The following is a 17,380-nucleotide window of genomic DNA, read 5'->3' as shown; positions in this document are numbered from 1 at the left end:
GATGCAAGATTTGAAAATTATTCAGGATTTAAAAAAGATTTGTAAGACCTCAAGTTATAAAGAGGACAAAGAATTAATCAAAAAACATAGTGCAGATTGGAGGGGTAGATTCTCTAAAAATGCTTTAGGTGTAGCATTTCCTTCTTCAACTAAGGAAGTTTCTAAAATTATAAAATATTCAAATAAAAAAAATATTAAGCTTATCCCACAAGGTGGAAACACAGGATTGGTTGGAGGAACATCACCCACTCAAAATAAAAAAGAAATAATTATAAATTTTGAAAAAATGAATAAGATAATTGAAATAGATAAAGAAAATAGATGCATAGAAGTAGAAGCTGGAACAATTATTGATAATATAATTTCTGCAATAGATAAAGAGAACTACTTATTTCCTTTAAAAATGAGCTCAACAGGTTCCAGTCAAGTCGGAGGTGCAATTGCTACAAATGCTGGGGGAATTAATGTTATCAAACATGGTTCTATAAGACAAAATATTTTAGCACTAGAGGTTGTTCTTGCTAATGGTGAATTTTTAAAATTGGGTTCAAAAGTTATTAAAGATAATACAGGATATAATTTGAAAGATCTTTTTTGTGGTTCAGAAGGGACTTTAGGCGTTGTTACCAAAGCAACCTTTAAAATATATCCAAAGCCTAAAGATCATGTTCACTGTTTTATTGCATTTAAAGACTTAAGAGATGTTTTAAATGTAAGTAATTTTTTATTAAATGAATTTGATGAAAAAATTGAAAGTTTAGAATTAATTCCAGATTTATCTTTTGAACTTTGTATCAAGCATAAACTTTTAAAAAAAAGTTTTTTTCAAAACAAAAGTAAATACTATTTACTTTTAAAGCTATCATTATTTGAAGATAAAATTATTTTTATGAATAATTTTGAAGAAATAGTATCAAATTTATCAGATAAGTTTGATGAATTTCTAATTGCTCAAAATGAAAATCAATCTAATGATTTTTGGAAGTTTAGAGAAAGCTTAACTGAAGCACAAAAACTGGATGGAAAACTTATTGGTTTTGATATTTCTATACCAATAAGTAATATGAATCTATTTTTTCAAGAGTCAAAAAAAGAATTAAATAAAATATTACCTAATATAAAATTTCATACGTTTGGACACTTGGGAGATTCAAACATTCATTTTAATCTTATTGAGCCAGATAACTTCAAAAAAAATTTTTACAGTTATGAAAAAGCATTTAAAAATGTAATCAATAAAATATTAATTAAGGTTCAAGGATCAGTTAGTGCTGAACATGGAATTGGTTTACTTAAAAAAGATGATTTAAAAGAAACAAAATCAGCATCTGAGATAAGAATTATGAAAAAAATTAAAAAATTGTTTGATCCAAACAACATTTTAAATCAAAAAAAAATTTTTTAGAAAATGTTAAAGATGGTTTATATTTTTGACAAAATGAAAGATAAAAGAAAGAAAATGATTTTATCTGAAGCAGATAAATTTATTAAATTAAATACTGCATAATGTATATTTCTATAACAGGTATAAAAGTTAAAGGCTTTTTTGGAATGTTAAAATTTATGAGATATACAACACCAAGTTTTGCAGCAGCAAGAAAAGCGAATGGGAATTTATTTTGCGACGCAAAAAAGATCAATAAGTATTATCATACTCTAACTGCTTGGGAGAATAAGAATAAGATGATGGATTATTTAAGAGACAAACATCATGCGTTGGCAATGAAGAATTTTAGATCTATTGGAACAGGTTCTGTTTATGGATATGAGGACGACCTAATGCCGAGTTGGGAAGATGCAATAAAAAAATGGAAACAAAATTTTAAAGAAATTTAAATTGAAAAAAGAAAATCTACCCTCAAAAATTTGCCTTGTTTGTAAAAGACCCTTTGTTTGGCGGAAGAAATGGAAGTTAAATTGGGATAAGGTAAAGTATTGTTCCAAGAAGTGCTCGAAGTGATTTATCTATCTTTATTTACTATATCTTTTTTAGCTGCAACTATTTTACCATTTTCATCTGAGCTCACATTGGCAGGGTTAATTGCAACATCAAATTATGATAATTTATTATTATTAATCGTTGCAAGTTTTGGAAATACTTTAGGATCTGTTGTTAACTGGGCTTTAGGATTTTATTCAAGAAACCTTACTACTAAAAAGTGGTTTCCATTTAAAGATAAGCAAATAGAAAAATCATCACAATGGTTTAGTAAATTTGGTAAATGGTCATTATTATTTGCTTGGATTCCAATTATAGGTGATCCACTGACTTTAGTTGCAGGTTTATTAAGAGTTAGATTTTTAGATTTTATTATTTTAGTAATGATTGGAAAAATTAGCAGGTATTTAGTAATCTTTTATTTACTTAGTTAATTATACTTCCATGTGTTAAATAATTGAATGATCGAAATATTTATTCAAACTTTTTTCTTATACTTTATTGTTATTGATCCACTAGGAAACACACCATTATTCTTAGCAGTAACTCAAAACATGAGCAGCCAACAAAGAATTAAAACTGCATTTAGTGCAACAATAATTGCATCAATCATATTGCTATTCTTTGCATTTCTTGGAAGCACTTTATTAAGTTATTTGAATATATCTTTTCCTGCCTTTACAATTGGTGGAGGTATCATTTTATTAATAATTTCTATGGAAATGTTGTTTGATAAAAGACAACAACGAAAAGAAGACGACATTGATTTTAATTCTGAAAATGTAAGTGTATTTCCTTTAGCGACACCCATTATAGCAGGACCAGCTGCAATTACATCGGTTATTGTATCAGTTTCAGATATGGGAAGTAATTTTACAAACCAATCTGTTGGAATGATTGCTTTAGCTTCAGTTTTAATTTTAACTTTTATATTTTTTTTTACTGCTTCAAAATTTTCTCAGATAATAAACAAAAAAGTTATTAGTGTAATTTCAAGAGTAATAGCAATTATTTTAGTTGGGTTAAGTGTTCAATATATTTTAGACGGAATAAAAATTTTTTTAGCTTAAAACATTGTCCTTGAGGGTATTTTAAAATACTATAAAATTTTAATGAATATAATTGTCTTACAGCACATTAAGATTGAAGACCCAGGTTTTATTAAGGATTTAATGTTGGCTGACAATGTTAATTTAACTACCATAGAATTAGATGAAGGTGAAAAAATACCAAATGATCTGACAAAGTTTGATGGAATGTTTTGTATGGGTGGTCCAATGGATACCTACATGGAAAGTGAACACCCCTGGTTAGTTGATGAAAAAAAAAAAATTAAAGAATTTGTCGTAGACCTTAAAAAACCATATTTAGGTTTCTGTCTAGGTTGTCAATTATTAGGTGAAGTTGTAGGGGGTAAGGTTATAAAATCTAAACTTGCAGAAATAGGAATAATGGATATTAATTTTTCTAAAGAAAAAAATAATGATATTTTATTCTCTTCTTTTCCCGAAAAAATAAAAAGTTTGCAATGGCATTCTTATGAAGTTGATGGGCTTGATAACAATAAAGATATAACGGTTCTAGCCTCATCTCCAATTACCAAATATCAAATTTTTAAATATCAAAACCATGCTTATGGAATTCAATTTCATATAGAAATTAAAGATACAACGGTTAATGAATGGGGATGTGTTCCTGAATATAAGCGGGCTCTAGAAGAGCAATTAGGTGAGGGTGCTCTAGATAAATTTGATCAAGCAGCAAAAGAAAATATGAAAAAAATGAACAACTACTCTAAAATCTTATATTCTAATTTTAAAGCAATAATTCCCGTAAAATAATGCTGTTTTTGTTTGTTTCGTGGTTAGATTTATGTTTGAATATCAATATTAAATAACAAGAGAGAGGAAAATTATGTCTATAATAAAAAAACTAAGTCTTACATTTGCAGCAGTCATTTTATCAATGACTTTTGCAGTGCAGAGTGCTTATGCGGGAAACGTAGTAATTAACTTAGGTCATGGAAACACTGAAGGTAGTGCTTATGATCCTTTAGCTAAAAAATTTGCAGAATTAGCAGAAAAATATTCTAATGGTAGTATAAAAGTAAAAGTTAGATGTTGTGCTTCATTGGTAAAAGAAGATGAAGCTTTTAAAGCAATGCAACTAGGTACAGTTGATATGGCGATTATTACAGGTAATAACTTATCACCACACTTTGGTTTAACAGACGCTTTTGTTTTACCTTACATTTTTAAAGATAAAGCTCATGCTTATAAAGTTTTAGAAGGACCGGTTGGAGATAGTTATAAGAAAAAATTACTTGATGCTACTGGAATAACTATTTTAGCTTTTGGCTTTGTTGGTGATCGCGATTTTTACAATTCAAGAAAACCTATTAAATCAATGGCTGATATGAAGGGCTTAAAAGTTAGAGTTCCAAAAAATCAAGTAATGATAGATACATTTAAAGAGTTTGGTGCTGCACCAATAGCTTTACCGTGGGCAGATACACCAACTGCATTACAAACAGGAACAGTCCAAGGTGCTGATAATGGGACTTCTTTCATCAAATCTGCAAAGTTTTATGAAATAATGCCTTACTTTACTGCTCTTGAACACTTCACATATTTTTCACCTCTAATGGCAAGTCCAAAATTGATGAAAAAACTTGACGCTGATCAGAAGAAAGCAGTTATCAGAGCTGGTAAAGAAGCTAATGATTATCAAAAAGCCGTAATGTCAAAAAGAGTTGGAGAAATTCGTAAGTTTCTTACAACTGAAGGTCAAGGTGGAATGAAAACTACTGAGTTTGATAGAACGGACTTTATCGCTGCTGGACAACGTGTTCAGGATCGTTATGCCACTTCAAAAGGAGCGGAGTTTACAGCGTTTGTTAATGCAATAAGAGCTGCAGCAAACTAAGTTTTACTTTTAATTAAATTTTAAGGGGCGCACAGTATTTAAAGTGCTGGTGCCCTTTTTTAATTTTTAATAGAATTCAAATAATGCTCAAAAAATTAAATCAATACTTTGAAGAAGTGCTTTGTACATTTTTTTTAAGTGTTGTATTTATTTCAGTTATAACTCAAGTAGTTTTAAGGTTTGGATTTTCATCTGCAGCAGTTTGGGCAGAAGAGACAGCAGTATATGGTTTAATTTTTGCTACTTATCTTGGGGCCTCTTTAGGAATAAAGAGACGAGAACATGTTAGAATTACTTTTATAGTATTATCTTTTCCAAAAAAATTGAAAGTTGTCTCAATCATTTTAGCAGACATTCTGTGGTTAGGGTTTTTAGCTTTAATGATTGTTCAAACTATAGTTTATACAAAGCTTTTATTTGATGTCAGTTATGTTCTTCCAGGTTTAAAAATTGAATTAAGATGGCTACAAATGTTTATGCCACTTACTTTTTGTTTAATGGTCTATAGAGTTTTTGAAGTGTACTGGGAGTGGAAAAAAACTGGTTGGAAAGGTTTACCTTTATAATGGAGTTTTTTAATGGTCCAATAGTGATGGCGCTTGTCTTTGTTTTTACAATGATAATTGGAGTGCCAATTCCATTTGCAGCCGGTATAGCAACTGTCGCAGGTCTAATCATAGCTGATATTCCATTATCACTTATGGCGTTGAGTGCTTGGACCGCATTTGAGCCTTTTCCATTAGTTACAATACCTTTGTTCATTTTAGCAGGACAACTCATGGAACATGGGGGCATGTCTGAAAAATTAGTTACAATTTCAAAAAAATTAGTTGGAGCCTACAAAGGAGGGATGGGATTAGTAACAGTTGTAGCTTGTATGTTCTTTGCTGCTTTATCAGGATCAGGTCCAGCGACTACAGCTGCTATAGGTTCTATTACTATCCCTGCAATGAAAAAAGAAGGATACGATTCAGGCTTTGCAGGTGGAATTGCAGCTGCTGCAGGTGCGCTAGGAAGCATGATACCACCTTCAAATTTAATAATTATATTTGCTCTTGTAAGTGATGTTTCTATTCCGAGGCTTTTTTTAGCAGGAATTTTACCAGGTATAGCACTTGGTTTAATGCTTATGGTAGTTGTTTTTATTATTTCATTAAAAAATAATTATGGTGGAGCTGATGCAAAATTTCAGTTTAGACCTTTGCTTTGTGCATTATGGGATGGAAAATGGGCAATGTTTGCACCAATAATTATACTAGGAGGAATTTATGCTGGTATATTTACACCATCAGAAGCGGCAGCAGTAGCTGTTGCATACGGATTATTTGTAGGTTTGTTTATTTATAAAGGACTAACAGTAAAAAAATTAATAGAATCATTTAAATTTACTGCTGTTGTGATTGGTACGGTTATGTTTATTTTAGGTTCTACAAAAGCGTTTGGTCAACTAGTAACAATTTATGATATTCCAGAATCAATATTAAATTTATTTCAAGGACTAGCAAACCATCCTGAGTTAGTTTTATTGTTGATAGGAATATTTTATATATTTATTGGTATGTGGTTAGAAAGTGTTGCACAGATTATTATTTTTACAGCAGTATTTTTACCGTTGGTCACAAAACTTGGAATAGACCCTGTGGTGTTTGGTATTTTTACAGTTCTTACATGTGAAATAGGCTTTCTAACACCGCCAATTGGAATTAATCTTTTCGTTGCAGCCCGCATTACTGGAGATTCAATTGAAAAAATATCCATCGGAGTATTACCTCTTCTAGTACCTTATATTTTAATGGTTCTAATTTTAGTTTACTTTTCAGATTGGGTAACTTATTTGCCAGATTTAGTTTATGGAGTCAGTAAATGACGAGTATTCCTTTAGTGGGATACTCTGATAAACTTTCATTACGACCAAATGAAACTATCTCATTTAAAATATCCTCAAACTTAAAAAAATCTTTTTCTGCATCTTTAAAAAGATCTATTAGTGCCGACCCGAATCCCAAGGGTCTGGGCATAATAGAAGAGGATGCATCAAAGTATTTTAAAACAACCTCCTATAAATCTAGAGAACAAACCTTTAACCCTGGTTCTTATGCGGTTAGCAAAAAACCAATAAAGATTGCTATTAAGAAAAATTTAACTTTATCGGTAATAATTTTTCCAACAATCTCTTCTTCTAGAGACCAATCAATTATTGCAATCGATAATATTGAAATTTACATTAATTCTAAAGGGTTGTCTTCTATCAGGGTTGGTAAAAAATCTATTTCTATTAAAGAACCACTGGAATTAAGATCTTGGTATAAAATTAAAGTTAAAATTTCTATTAATGGAAATGCAAGCATTTCACAGAAAATGCTAAAATATAAAGATAAAAAAGAAATAACAAATAAAGGTAAACTGATTACAAATAAAGATGTTTCAAGTAAAGTATCTTTAGCAGCAATCATATCTAAAGGAGTGGCTTCTAATTATTTTAATGGAAAAATTGAGTCTCCTCAAATAAAAACAGATAATAAGATTATCGGAGATTGGGATTTATCCAGTAATACATCTTCTACAATTGTAGAATCAATTGTTGGGCCTATGTTAAAATTAAAAAACTTTCCAACTCGAGCTGTTACTGGGTCTAAGTGGGATAGCTCTGAAATGAACTGGCAACATAAACCTAAGCATTATGCTGCGATCCATTTTCATGAAGATGACATATATGATTTTGAGTGGGACACCGACTTTAAATTCACAGTTCCAAAGAATATGCCATCAGGAATATATATAATGAAAATTAAATGTGAAGAGCACGAGGATTCAATGCCTTTTTTTGTTGCCCCAACTATAAATAAATCAAAAGCTAAAATCTGTGTTTTAATTTCTACATTCACTTATTCTATTTATGGGAACCACGCTCGTGTTGATTATGATAGCAGCTGGTTAAATAGAATTAAGGAGTGGAATGCTTACCCACACAATCCTGCAAATCATAAAGAATATGGTTTATCTACATACAATTACCACTCAGATGGTGCTGGGATTTGTCATGCTTCACATCGAAGACCACTTTTTAATATACGCCCAGGCTATATAACATTTGGAGGATCAGAATCCCCCTGTTCTGGATTAAGGCATTTTCAAGCAGATAGTCATTTAATTAGTTGGTTGCATGCTAAAAGTTTTGAATATGAAATAATTACAGATGAACAACTTCATCAAGATGGGTTTAAAGCTATAAAAAAATATAAAGCAGTCATAACAGGAACGCACCCAGAATATCATACAAAAGAAACATTAGATGCGCTACGTGACTATCGTGATAACGGAGGATCACTTAATTATCTAGGGGGCAATGGCTTTTATTGGCGTATTGCTATTCACAAAGAGAATAAAAGTTTACTTGAAATTAGACGACCAGAAGGTGGAATACGTGCGTGGGCATCAGAGCCAGGAGAAGCTTATAACGCTTTTGATGGAACTTATGGAGGTCTATGGAGAAGAAATGGAAGAGCACCCCAAGAACTTGTTGGAGTAGGATTTACAGCTCAAGGTAATTTTTATGGCCATCCTTATAAACGTAAATGCCATGACCCCAAACTTGATTGGGTTTTTGAAGGTATAAAAGATGATCAGATAGGAGATTTTGGTTTTAGTGGTAATGGAGCTGCCGGATTTGAATTAGATCATATAGATACACGTCTTGGCTCTAACAAAGATATAACTTTACTAGCACAATCAAAAGCGTCGAAAGATCCAAAGGAAAATTTTATACTTACTCCAGAAGAAAGATTAACTCATTTATCAACTTTAAGTGGACACACAGAAGAAGAGGTTTTGCAAGCAGACATGGTTTATTTTGAAGTACCAGGGGGTGGTTCAGTTTTTTCAACCGGCTCAATAACTTTTTGTGGTAGCTTACCTTGGAATAATTATCAAAATAATATTTCAAAACTTTTAGAAAATGTTATTAAAAAATCTTTACAAAAATAGTAAAAGATTAAATTATTTTAAATGAATAATGAGCTTTTAAATAAATTCGGCTATTATTTTTGGAATATAATTTTTAAAATTAAAAAAACCTTTATTGCAATACTGCCAAGAAAATTGATCTAATTTTCTGTATAAAAATTTAATATTCTTTAATTGATTATTTTGAATAAAATCCAAGTTTTCACCAACAGTTGGATAGATTGCATAAACATCTTCAGTAATATCTTTTAGATCATTAATGCTAACAGTTTCACAATTAATTGATTTCTCTTCTAATCTTATTTTTTGATCTTTTAAAAGATTAGCCTTAAATTTCAATACTTTTTCACTTAATTTAATAGTTCTATTTGTATCATTTGAGACTAACAAAATTTTTTTAAATTCATGTTCTTTAAAATCAGAAAATTCAAATGTCATATTATTTTCAAATATTAATAAAGTTTTATCCTTGGAAATCTCAGAATTTTCAAAGCCCTTATTGGTAACAGAATATACTTTATCGTTGAAAATAGACTTGGCATTTTCATTAAGTTTTATGTTTTTAAATCTATTATTTGTAAATTTATTTATATTCCATTCACTTGCAAGGTAATGCTTGCCTTGAGTTTGAACTCCAGCTACCCATCTCCAACCAAGGGTATTTGATGCAGAATCCCCATCATATAGATGTTGCATAAAAAACTCAGCACCCAATTGCCATGGTAATTCTAGTGTAAAAATCCAAATACTTGCAAACCACATTCTCGTGTGGTTATGAAGATAATTGTTTTCTTTAAGTTCAATTACCCATTGATTAAAACAATCTACACTTGTCTTTCCTTCAATTGCATCCAAATAATTTTGATTGTTTTTGAATTCATTTTTAATTTTACCTAGTTCATTCAAGTAATCAGACCAAACATTAGGTCTTAATTCTAGCCAACCTTTCCAATAAACACGCCACAGAACTTCCTGAATAAATTTTTCATTTTTTGCAAATGAAAACTTTTTAAGGGATTTATCAATTACTTCTAATTCATTAATTGTTCCGTGAGTTATATAGGGGGATAAACAAGAAATATTAGATCTATTATCAGGTCCAAAATCAAAATTTCTTAGTTTTGAATAATCTGTAAGATTTTGTTCTATAAAATTATTTAATTGATCAACGGCTTTAGCCCTTGAAGCTTCAAATATCATTTTAAATTATTTAGATTTTCTTTTCTTTAGGCCTAATTTATCACTATGCCTCAATCTAAGAATAACTATTGCAGATGCAATTAGAACTATAGCTATAGCTTCATAGACTAATGCTGATGGATCCATTTCTTTTCCTTGTAGTATAATAAATCGTGCGAGAGCCGTGATGGCAATTAAAAGAGGCAAAGTTATACTGATTGATTGCTGATTCCAAAAAACACGAACCATTGCTAAGACTTCTAAATAAAGAAACATTAAAAGTAAATCTGCTAGCATTACAGATTGATTTAGAAACATATTATTAATTTCCATACCAACTGCAATTACAGTACTTATTAAAATAATGCACATTAGTGCTAGCTGTAAATTTTTTGCTATTTTATCCATTACTTATCTTTACTAAATGGTAGCCATTTTTCAAACACTGATTTTGATGGACCATCATATGGGATTGAGTAAGAGCTAGGGTTGGGACTTGTTAAAACCTCTATTCCCTTAGAAAATACAAAAATAAATACAATGACAAAAACAATAACCATGATTTTAAAAGGATCAAAGTTTTTGGTTTTGAAAACACTACCAGATTGTGCCTCTGCTTTATGAAAATGTTTGAATGTCATATAGACTGCAAAAATAAGTCCAACGTGCGCTATATAAAGACCAGCCCAACCAAAGGCAAAAGTTGTATAAGAAAAAATATATAAACTAAAAACAGTTGTCCAAACGAAGCTTAGAACTAATAAAATTTGTAATCTCACAGATCTTGGCAAAGCTCTTAGATCATTTTTACTATCATCAAATAAAATGTTAGCAGCATCTATCATCCAATTTTTTAATGATTCCATATTACTAGAATAGATATTTATACGTTAAAGGCAAAGGTTAAAGTGTCCTTCAATTTTTAGCTTAAATTCGATTTTATTGCACTTTCCAAATTTGCAGAGCTTTGGGCACCTGAAATAAAATCTGCCCCTATCTCGAAGAAAGGCACTCCATTAATTTTTTTTTCTCTCGCAACTGAAATATATGAATTAACTTCTTTAATATTTTTTAAATTAAAAAAATTATTAATTACATCTGCATTAATATTAAATTCTTTTCCAATATTAATTAAGATTTCTTTATCTCCAATATCAAGACCTTCAATAAAATATGATTGATATATTTTTTCTTTAATTTCGTTGTGCACATTAGATTGTTCGGCTAATTTTATTAATAAGTGAGAAAATACTGTATTAGGTGTTTTTTTTATCTTATCTAGATTAAAATTAAGATCTTCCTTTTTAGCCTCATTAGTCATTTGATCATACATTGGTTGAGCAAACTTTTTTCCACCAAACTTTATTTCTAGATATCTATCTCTTTCAATTCCCTCTTTAGGCATGTCGGTATTTAGTTGAAATGGAACATGCTCTATTTCAAACTTAGTTTCAGGAAAGGCCTTTAAAGCTTTATTTAATCTTGTCTGACCAATAAAACACCACCCACAAATTGTGTCAGCAAATACTTTTATTTCCATTAATTTATGAACGAAGTTTTTGTTTATGAAAGTTAATAAATTTTTCTACGTTTGATTTATTAAAGGTTTTATTTTCTTCAAATGAAACTTTTTTCATTGAGTAAGCATTACTTTTTGTCTGTCTAGACATTATGGTGATATTACCTTTGTATAATTTAAGTTTTACGGAGCCATTAACTTTATTCTTTTTAAGGTCGACAATTTTTTGAAGTTTAAACCTTGCTTTTGAGTACCAATAACCATTGTAAATAAGCTCAGCATATTTAGGCATAATCTCATCTTTTTTATGCATAGTTTCTTTATCCAAAGTAACAGACTCAATTGCTCTATGAGCAGACATTAACAGTGTTCCACCAGGTGTTTCATAAACACCTCTAGATTTAATCCCAATAAATCTGTTCTCAACTAGATCAACTCTACCTATTCCATTTTTACCAGCAACATAGTTAAGTTTTTCTAATAAGTTTCCAGGTGACAATTTTTTGCCATTAACAGTTATTGGATCTCCATTTTTAAATCCTATAGTTACAAATGAAGCTTTGTCAGGTGCTTTTTCAGGTGACACCGTTCTTTGAAAAAGAAACTCAGGAGCTGAATTTTTTGGGTTTTCTAAAACCTTACCTTCAGTTGATGTATGATATAAATTATCATCAATAGAAAAAGGAGGAGCACCTTTTTTATCCGTAGGAATTGGAATATTATTTTTTTTTGCATATTTAATTAAACCTGTTCTAGAGTTTAATTTCCATATTCTCCACGGGGCAATAATTTTTACCTTTGGCCCAAAGTAATGATAGCCTAATTCAAATCTTACCTGATCATTTCCTTTGCCAGTTGACCCATGTGAAACGGCATAAGCTCCAAATTTTTTAGCAGCAGCAATTTGTTGTTTTGCAATTAGGGGTCTTGCAATTGAAGTACCCAATAAATAAACACCTTCATAAATTGCATGTCCTCTAAGCATTGGAAAGACATAATCTTTTACAAACGTATCTTTTAAATCTTCAATAATAATATTTTTAACACCTAATCTTTTTGCATTCTTTATAATTTTTTTTCTATCAATTTCTTGACCTACATCAGCTGTGTAACAAATAACTTCTGCATCATAATTTTCCTGAAGCCATTTTAAAATAATAGAAGTATCTAGACCACCAGAATAAGCGAGTACAATTTTTTTCTTAGGCTTCATTTAATTAACTGCAGCTAGTTTTTGCAGCATTATAAGCTTTAGTAAAACCTAACAATGAATAGTGATCTTTAGTTTGAGAGCCTTTTTGATTATAACCAGTGACCATTATTCTTGATCCTCTCTTCATGGTCTTAATCATTTTGTTTTCAAGTTTGTTGTCAGCAATCCAAGCAAATCCTTCTTGGGCAATATCAAATTTATATTTAGATTTTCCTGATGTAGCTGTAATAGAATTTTTTTTATTAAATTCATAGCCACTAGTAATGCTTATTTCATTACTAACTTTTTCACTTGGTCTAAAAGAAACAAACATCCTTGCTTCTCTCAAGTTAGATTTTGGAGACTGTAATACAGGGACTGATTGAGCAAAACAAACTTTACCAGTTTGTTCAGTTATAACCATTGTTTCCCAGTCTTTAAATTTACCAACTTTTTTTACCTCTTGTGAGTTTGCACTAACTGAAAACAAGCTTATAAAAATTATGATTATAAAATTTCTAATTATGGACATGGGTTAGGATAAATTTTTTGTACATCATTTATTTCTTTAATTACATCTTTACTTAAATCTATGTTTACACTTTCTATATTTGTTTTCAACTGCTCCATTGTAGTAGCACCAATGATAACAGAAGTTACAAATGGCTGAATCTCTAAAAATTTCAAAGACATTTGTGCTAAATCCAAACTGTGTTTCTTTGATATTTCATAATATATCTCAACAGCTTTTTCAGCATTTTTATTATTGTATCTAGACCAAAAGTCACCATCTCTTTCCATTCTAGAGTTTTTTGGCAATTGTTTGTTTCTATACTTTCCTGATAAATATCCACACGCTAGAGGAGAGTAGGCTAACAACCCAGCTTGTTCCCTAATAGAAATTTCTGCAAGTCCAATCTCATAAGTCCTATTTAATAAATTATAAGGATTTTGAACCGAAAGCATTCTTGGAAGATTTTTTTCTTTTGAAAGTTCTAAATATTTAGACAGTCCCCAAGGAGTTTCATTCGATACACCAATATGTTTAACTTTACCCTGATCTATAAATTTTTTTAAATTTCCTAAAATATCTTCAAATTGAGTCCACTCATTACTGTCATCATGTTCATAACCTAATTTTCCAAAAAAATTAGTTTTTCTTTCTGGCCAATGTAATTGATATAAATCGATATAATCAGTTTTTAACCTTTTTAAACTTCCCTCAAGTGCCTCAGTAATATTTTTTTCTCCAAAATGATTTCCACCACCTCTGACATATTCTCTTGCTGGACCACAAACTTTTGAAGCTAATATTACTTGGTCTCTTTTTTTCATTTTTTCAAACCAGTTACCAATAATTACTTCTGTATCACCATAAGTTTCTTCTCTTGGTGGTACTGAATAAATTTCGGCAGTATCCCAAAAATTTACACCTTGATCTAAAGCATAATCCATTTGTTCAAAACCCTCATTTTGGGTATTTTGTTCACCCCAAGTCATTGTACCAAGACAAATAGTGCTTACTTTTAGATCTGTATTTCCTAATTTCTTATAATTCATAATTGTTAAGTCTTATTAAGACATCTTGAAATAATAGTAAAAGGCTATTATATTAATCTCATGGAATTCAATAAACAAAATATACTAAATAAAGTTAAAGAAGCTCAACAATCAACAGTAGTAATGGATGAGGGCTTAAGAGCCTACATGTTAAAAGTCTATAACTACATGGCTTCTGGTATTTTACTAACAGGACTTATATCTTTAATATTTTTTAAACTATCTGTAGTTACAGATGCCAATGGATCAATTACATCATTAACAAGCTTAGGAAACACAATATTTCTATCAGGTTTCAAATGGATTGTAATGCTTGCTCCACTTGGAATAGTTTTTTATATGAGTGCTAGGATTAATAAAATGACAGCTTCAGCTGCTCAAACAACTTTTTGGGTTTTTGCGTCTTTAATGGGGCTATCTTTATCTTCAATATTCTTAGTTTATACTGGAGCGAGTATCACTAGAGTGTTCTTTATTACTTCTATTACTTTTGGTGCAATGAGTATTTATGGCTACACAACTAAAAGAGATCTTACAAAATTAGGATCATTTTTAATGATGGGCTTAATTGGTATTATTGTTGCATCAGTTGTTAACATGTTCTTAAAATCTTCAATGATGGATTTTGTAATCTCAATTCTAGGTGTTTTAATTTTTGTAGGTCTTACTGCTTATGACACTCAAAAAATTAAAAACATGTATGTATCTAGTGATACGGGTGAGTTGATGGGTAAAAAAGCTGTAATGGGTGCTTTAACTCTTTACCTAGACTTTATAAATTTATTTATAATGCTGTTAAGATTATTTGGTCAAAGAAGGTGATCAAAAATTTATAATCATGGGTATACTTTCACTTTTTGGAAGGTATCTGAATAATGATAATAAAAGCAAAAGCCCATTTCATTTTTTTATATTAGTCGTTTGTAGGATTTTCTATGATAAAAAAAAAGGGGTATAGCTGAATTATTTATTAAATATTCTAGATTTTTTGTAAGAGATAATAAAAATAAAAAATTATTTTCACTTAGAAATCTTGGTGGAAACAGCAAATCAAGGGGAGTAAATTTTTATATCAAAGAGCCAGATACTGTAGAGTGGATTTCTAATTTTGATGCTAATTCAAATTTTTTAGATGTTGGTGCAAATGTTGGTATATTTTCTTTATTTGCTGGCGTACATAATCATAATGTAATTTCAATTGAGCCAGAATCCTTAAACTTTGCTATTCTAAACTTAAATATTAATGATAACATATTAAATAAAGAAGTAGTCGCTTACCCTATATGCTTCAATGATGTAAATAAATTTGATGTATTAAAACTTTCTGAACTAAATTGGGGCAAATCAGGACACACATTCCAAGGTCAAAATAAAATTCTACAACCTTCAGATTTTATTAACCAAGGATCCTATGGAGTTACTCTAGATGAATTTGTGAAGCAAATAGATTTTAAGCCAAAATACATTAAAATTGATGTCGATGGAAATGAGTTATTGATTTTAAGAGGGATGAGAGAAACTTTGAAAAATCGAATATGCAAATCATTACTTGTTGAAATTGATGAAAGCAATGAAACAGAAAAAAAAGAATGTCTTGATATACTTAATAGCTATAATTATAAAATTATATCTAAAAAAAGAATTTATAAAAATTCTAGTTCAGTAAATTATATTTTTGAACATTAAAATATAATTTTTAGATATTTAAAGTTTTTTCCAATTAGTATTTTTAAGTAGAATTTCTAGATCAAAAGAATTTTTTAAAACCTTACCATTAGAATCTGTAATTAAATATTTTAGATTTTTATTGTTAGGTTTAAAGTTTTTACAAATTTTATACAAAGCATTCTCTGCTGCATTTCTAAAGACATTAAAACTAACCTGTCTGTTAGAAATATTTAGACCATAGTCTTTCCATGATCCTTCTGAAACCATTTTTGCATATAGATCTAAAATGATTTTAAGTTCATTTTTTTCAAAAAATTGTCTTTCCTCTATTTGTTTGTGAGGATTATTTACGACTAACTTTAAGTTTCTATTCATCAAGTTTGTGTTTATTAATCAATGATATTTGAAATGCTGTAAAGACAAGAGTTATTGGTAACATTCCCCATACCTTAAAATTAACCCAAAATTCTTCTGTTTGCGTTCTCCAGACGCATTCATTAAGGATTGCAAGGCAGAAGAAAAAATACATCCATCTTTTGTTTAGTAATTCCCAACCCATGTCAGTTAGGGCAATTGATTTACCCATAATCTTTTTAAGAACAGGCTCATTTGTAAAATATTTTCCAAAATATAAAGCAAGGGCAAATAAAATATTAATAATTGTTGGTTTCACATAAAGAAAAACTGGATCATTAAAATAAATTGTTAGACCACCAAAAAATGTAATTAAGACACCACTTATTAAAGGCATCATAGGTATTTTTTTTTCAAAAAACCAAACAACTATTAGTGCAATTAATGTTGCAACTATAAGTGGAGGAATTGCAACTGCTAGGTTCTTATCATTGTTATAATAATAATAAAAAAATATAGCTAAAGGCCCAAAGTCTGTGGCAAACTTAAGAAAAGATTTATTCACTTGACAGATATTAACATATTAAAAAAAATATAAATGTTTTTTATTGATTTTTATTTTTAAACCCCCATATTAATAGCTATGGCAATTCAAAAAGCAAAATTTTCAATAGGCGACATTGTAAAACATAAACACTTTGAGTTTAGAGGTGTAATTTATGATGTGGATTTTGAATTTAATAATTCTGAAGAATGGTATCAATCCATTCCAAAGAATGTTCGTCCTAGAAAAGATCAGCCCTTTTATCATCTGTTAGCTGAAAATGATGAAATTACTTATGAGGCATACGTTTCAGAGCAAAATCTATTAATGGACGATTCTGAAGATCCAATTAAACACCCTTTAATTGAAGAGATTTTTTCTGGCAAAAGAGGCTCTAGCTACTTTAAGCCCTCTAATTAATTCTTTTTTTAAACACAATTAATTCAAATCTTCGACATATACAGTTGTTAAATATAATTATGTTCTGATCAAGAGTGTTAAATAACGTTTTTATCATTATTGACTCCCTCTGCATTC

General features: G+C 29.7%; 22 protein-coding genes. 13 read left to right on the top strand and 9 right to left on the bottom strand.

Annotation, left to right across the window (positions count from 1 at the left end):
- Position 1 precedes the first annotated feature (1 nt).
- The 10 genes from AC5YGC_RS07045 to AC5YGC_RS07000 all read left to right on the top strand — a co-directional run bounded on the left by AC5YGC_RS07045 (position 2) and on the right by AC5YGC_RS07000 (position 8,848).
- Positions 2 to 1,405 carry an FAD-binding protein gene (locus AC5YGC_RS07045; protein WP_496139519.1) on the top strand — a complete coding sequence of 468 codons (1,404 nt, stop codon included), beginning with the start codon at positions 2 to 4 and terminating at the stop codon, positions 1,403 to 1,405.
- A gap of 101 nt (positions 1,406 to 1,506) precedes the next feature.
- Positions 1,507 to 1,836 carry a hypothetical protein gene (locus AC5YGC_RS07040; protein WP_496139518.1) on the top strand — a complete coding sequence of 110 codons (330 nt, stop codon included), beginning with the start codon at positions 1,507 to 1,509 and terminating at the stop codon, positions 1,834 to 1,836.
- Between the two features lies 1 nt (position 1,837).
- A complete protein-coding gene (locus AC5YGC_RS07035) occupies positions 1,838 to 1,960 on the top strand; it encodes a DUF2256 domain-containing protein (protein ID WP_496139517.1) in 123 nt (40 codons plus the stop codon).
- Positions 1,957 to 2,373, top strand: coding sequence for a VTT domain-containing protein (locus AC5YGC_RS07030; protein WP_496140320.1), 417 nt, complete (start codon positions 1,957 to 1,959; stop codon positions 2,371 to 2,373). Before AC5YGC_RS07035 ends, AC5YGC_RS07030 begins: the two co-directional genes overlap by 4 nt.
- Positions 2,374 to 2,400: 27 nt before the next feature.
- The gene (locus AC5YGC_RS07025; protein ID WP_496139516.1) at positions 2,401 to 3,009 is read left to right on the top strand and encodes a MarC family protein; all 609 of its coding nucleotides are present in this window, start codon (positions 2,401 to 2,403) and stop codon (positions 3,007 to 3,009) included.
- A 42-nt stretch (positions 3,010 to 3,051) separates the two neighbouring features.
- Positions 3,052 to 3,780, top strand: coding sequence for a glutamine amidotransferase-related protein (locus AC5YGC_RS07020; RefSeq protein ID WP_496139515.1), 729 nt, complete (start codon positions 3,052 to 3,054; stop codon positions 3,778 to 3,780).
- Positions 3,781 to 3,853: 73 nt separating this feature from the next.
- Positions 3,854 to 4,864 (top strand): DctP family TRAP transporter solute-binding subunit, encoded by a 1,011-nt coding sequence (locus tag AC5YGC_RS07015; protein WP_496139514.1) that lies wholly within the window; start codon positions 3,854 to 3,856, stop codon positions 4,862 to 4,864.
- An 83-nt stretch (positions 4,865 to 4,947) separates the two neighbouring features.
- Positions 4,948 to 5,430, top strand: a complete 483-nt coding sequence (locus tag AC5YGC_RS07010) for a TRAP transporter small permease subunit (protein WP_496139513.1) — start codon at positions 4,948 to 4,950, stop codon at positions 5,428 to 5,430.
- The gene (locus tag AC5YGC_RS07005) at positions 5,430 to 6,731 is read left to right on the top strand and encodes a TRAP transporter large permease subunit (protein WP_496139512.1); all 1,302 of its coding nucleotides are present in this window, start codon (positions 5,430 to 5,432) and stop codon (positions 6,729 to 6,731) included. Before AC5YGC_RS07010 ends, AC5YGC_RS07005 begins: the two co-directional genes overlap by 1 nt.
- Positions 6,728 to 8,848: a N,N-dimethylformamidase beta subunit family domain-containing protein gene (locus AC5YGC_RS07000; protein ID WP_496139511.1), complete on the top strand. Its 2,121-nt coding sequence runs from the start codon at positions 6,728 to 6,730 to the stop codon at positions 8,846 to 8,848. The genes AC5YGC_RS07005 and AC5YGC_RS07000 overlap by 4 nt, the downstream gene beginning before the upstream one ends.
- A gap of 36 nt (positions 8,849 to 8,884) precedes the next feature.
- Here the strand turns inward: AC5YGC_RS07000 and AC5YGC_RS06995 are convergent, their stop codons facing one another.
- The 7 genes from AC5YGC_RS06995 to AC5YGC_RS06965 are packed head-to-tail and all read right to left on the bottom strand — an operon-like array spanning position 8,885 to position 14,277.
- Positions 8,885 to 10,027, bottom strand: a complete 1,143-nt coding sequence (locus AC5YGC_RS06995; protein WP_496139510.1) for an FAD-binding domain-containing protein — start codon at positions 10,025 to 10,027, stop codon at positions 8,885 to 8,887.
- Positions 10,028 to 10,033: 6 nt separating this feature from the next.
- Positions 10,034 to 10,414 (bottom strand): phosphate-starvation-inducible PsiE family protein, encoded by a 381-nt coding sequence (locus AC5YGC_RS06990; RefSeq protein ID WP_496139509.1) that lies wholly within the window; start codon positions 10,412 to 10,414, stop codon positions 10,034 to 10,036.
- A complete protein-coding gene (locus AC5YGC_RS06985) occupies positions 10,414 to 10,872 on the bottom strand; it encodes a hypothetical protein (RefSeq protein ID WP_496139508.1) in 459 nt (152 codons plus the stop codon). Before AC5YGC_RS06985 ends, AC5YGC_RS06990 begins: the two co-directional genes overlap by 1 nt.
- Positions 10,873 to 10,928: 56 nt before the next feature.
- Positions 10,929 to 11,546 (bottom strand): DsbA family protein, encoded by a 618-nt coding sequence (locus AC5YGC_RS06980; RefSeq protein WP_496139507.1) that lies wholly within the window; start codon positions 11,544 to 11,546, stop codon positions 10,929 to 10,931.
- 4 nt (positions 11,547 to 11,550) lie between these two features.
- On the bottom strand, positions 11,551 to 12,738 hold the full coding sequence (locus AC5YGC_RS06975) for an argininosuccinate synthase (protein ID WP_496139506.1): 1,188 nt from the start codon (positions 12,736 to 12,738) through the stop codon (positions 11,551 to 11,553).
- Positions 12,739 to 12,742: 4 nt separating this feature from the next.
- The gene (locus AC5YGC_RS06970; RefSeq protein ID WP_496139504.1) at positions 12,743 to 13,249 is read right to left on the bottom strand and encodes an invasion associated locus B family protein; all 507 of its coding nucleotides are present in this window, start codon (positions 13,247 to 13,249) and stop codon (positions 12,743 to 12,745) included.
- Positions 13,240 to 14,277, bottom strand: a complete 1,038-nt coding sequence (locus tag AC5YGC_RS06965) for an aldo/keto reductase (RefSeq protein WP_496139502.1) — start codon at positions 14,275 to 14,277, stop codon at positions 13,240 to 13,242. The genes AC5YGC_RS06970 and AC5YGC_RS06965 overlap by 10 nt, the downstream gene beginning before the upstream one ends.
- A 60-nt stretch (positions 14,278 to 14,337) precedes the next feature.
- Here AC5YGC_RS06965 and AC5YGC_RS06960 point away from each other — a divergent pair, with 60 nt between their 5' ends.
- Together AC5YGC_RS06960 and AC5YGC_RS06955 are read left to right on the top strand one after the other, a co-directional pair.
- A complete protein-coding gene (locus AC5YGC_RS06960) occupies positions 14,338 to 15,099 on the top strand; it encodes a Bax inhibitor-1 family protein (RefSeq protein ID WP_496139500.1) in 762 nt (253 codons plus the stop codon).
- A gap of 132 nt (positions 15,100 to 15,231) precedes the next feature.
- Positions 15,232 to 15,963, top strand: coding sequence for an FkbM family methyltransferase (locus AC5YGC_RS06955; RefSeq protein WP_496140319.1), 732 nt, complete (start codon positions 15,232 to 15,234; stop codon positions 15,961 to 15,963).
- 18 nt (positions 15,964 to 15,981) lie between these two features.
- Here the strand turns inward: AC5YGC_RS06955 and AC5YGC_RS06950 are convergent, their stop codons facing one another.
- Positions 15,982 to 16,320 (bottom strand): DUF2794 domain-containing protein, encoded by a 339-nt coding sequence (locus tag AC5YGC_RS06950; RefSeq protein WP_496139499.1) that lies wholly within the window; start codon positions 16,318 to 16,320, stop codon positions 15,982 to 15,984.
- Complete coding sequence (locus tag AC5YGC_RS06945; protein WP_496139497.1) at positions 16,313 to 16,864, bottom strand: septation protein A; 552 nt, start codon at positions 16,862 to 16,864, stop codon at positions 16,313 to 16,315. The genes AC5YGC_RS06950 and AC5YGC_RS06945 overlap by 8 nt, the downstream gene beginning before the upstream one ends.
- 78 nt (positions 16,865 to 16,942) lie before the next feature.
- On the opposite strand from AC5YGC_RS06945, the gene hspQ reads away from it, so the two are divergent.
- The gene (hspQ, locus tag AC5YGC_RS06940; protein WP_006997624.1) at positions 16,943 to 17,263 is read left to right on the top strand and encodes a heat shock protein HspQ; all 321 of its coding nucleotides are present in this window, start codon (positions 16,943 to 16,945) and stop codon (positions 17,261 to 17,263) included.
- Positions 17,264 to 17,380 lie beyond the last annotated feature (117 nt).

It is taken from the genome of Candidatus Pelagibacter sp. uisw_138, from assembly GCF_059512485.2.
The sequence above is the reverse complement of the archived record's forward strand: the minus strand, read 5'-3'. Positions and strand labels throughout refer to the sequence as shown.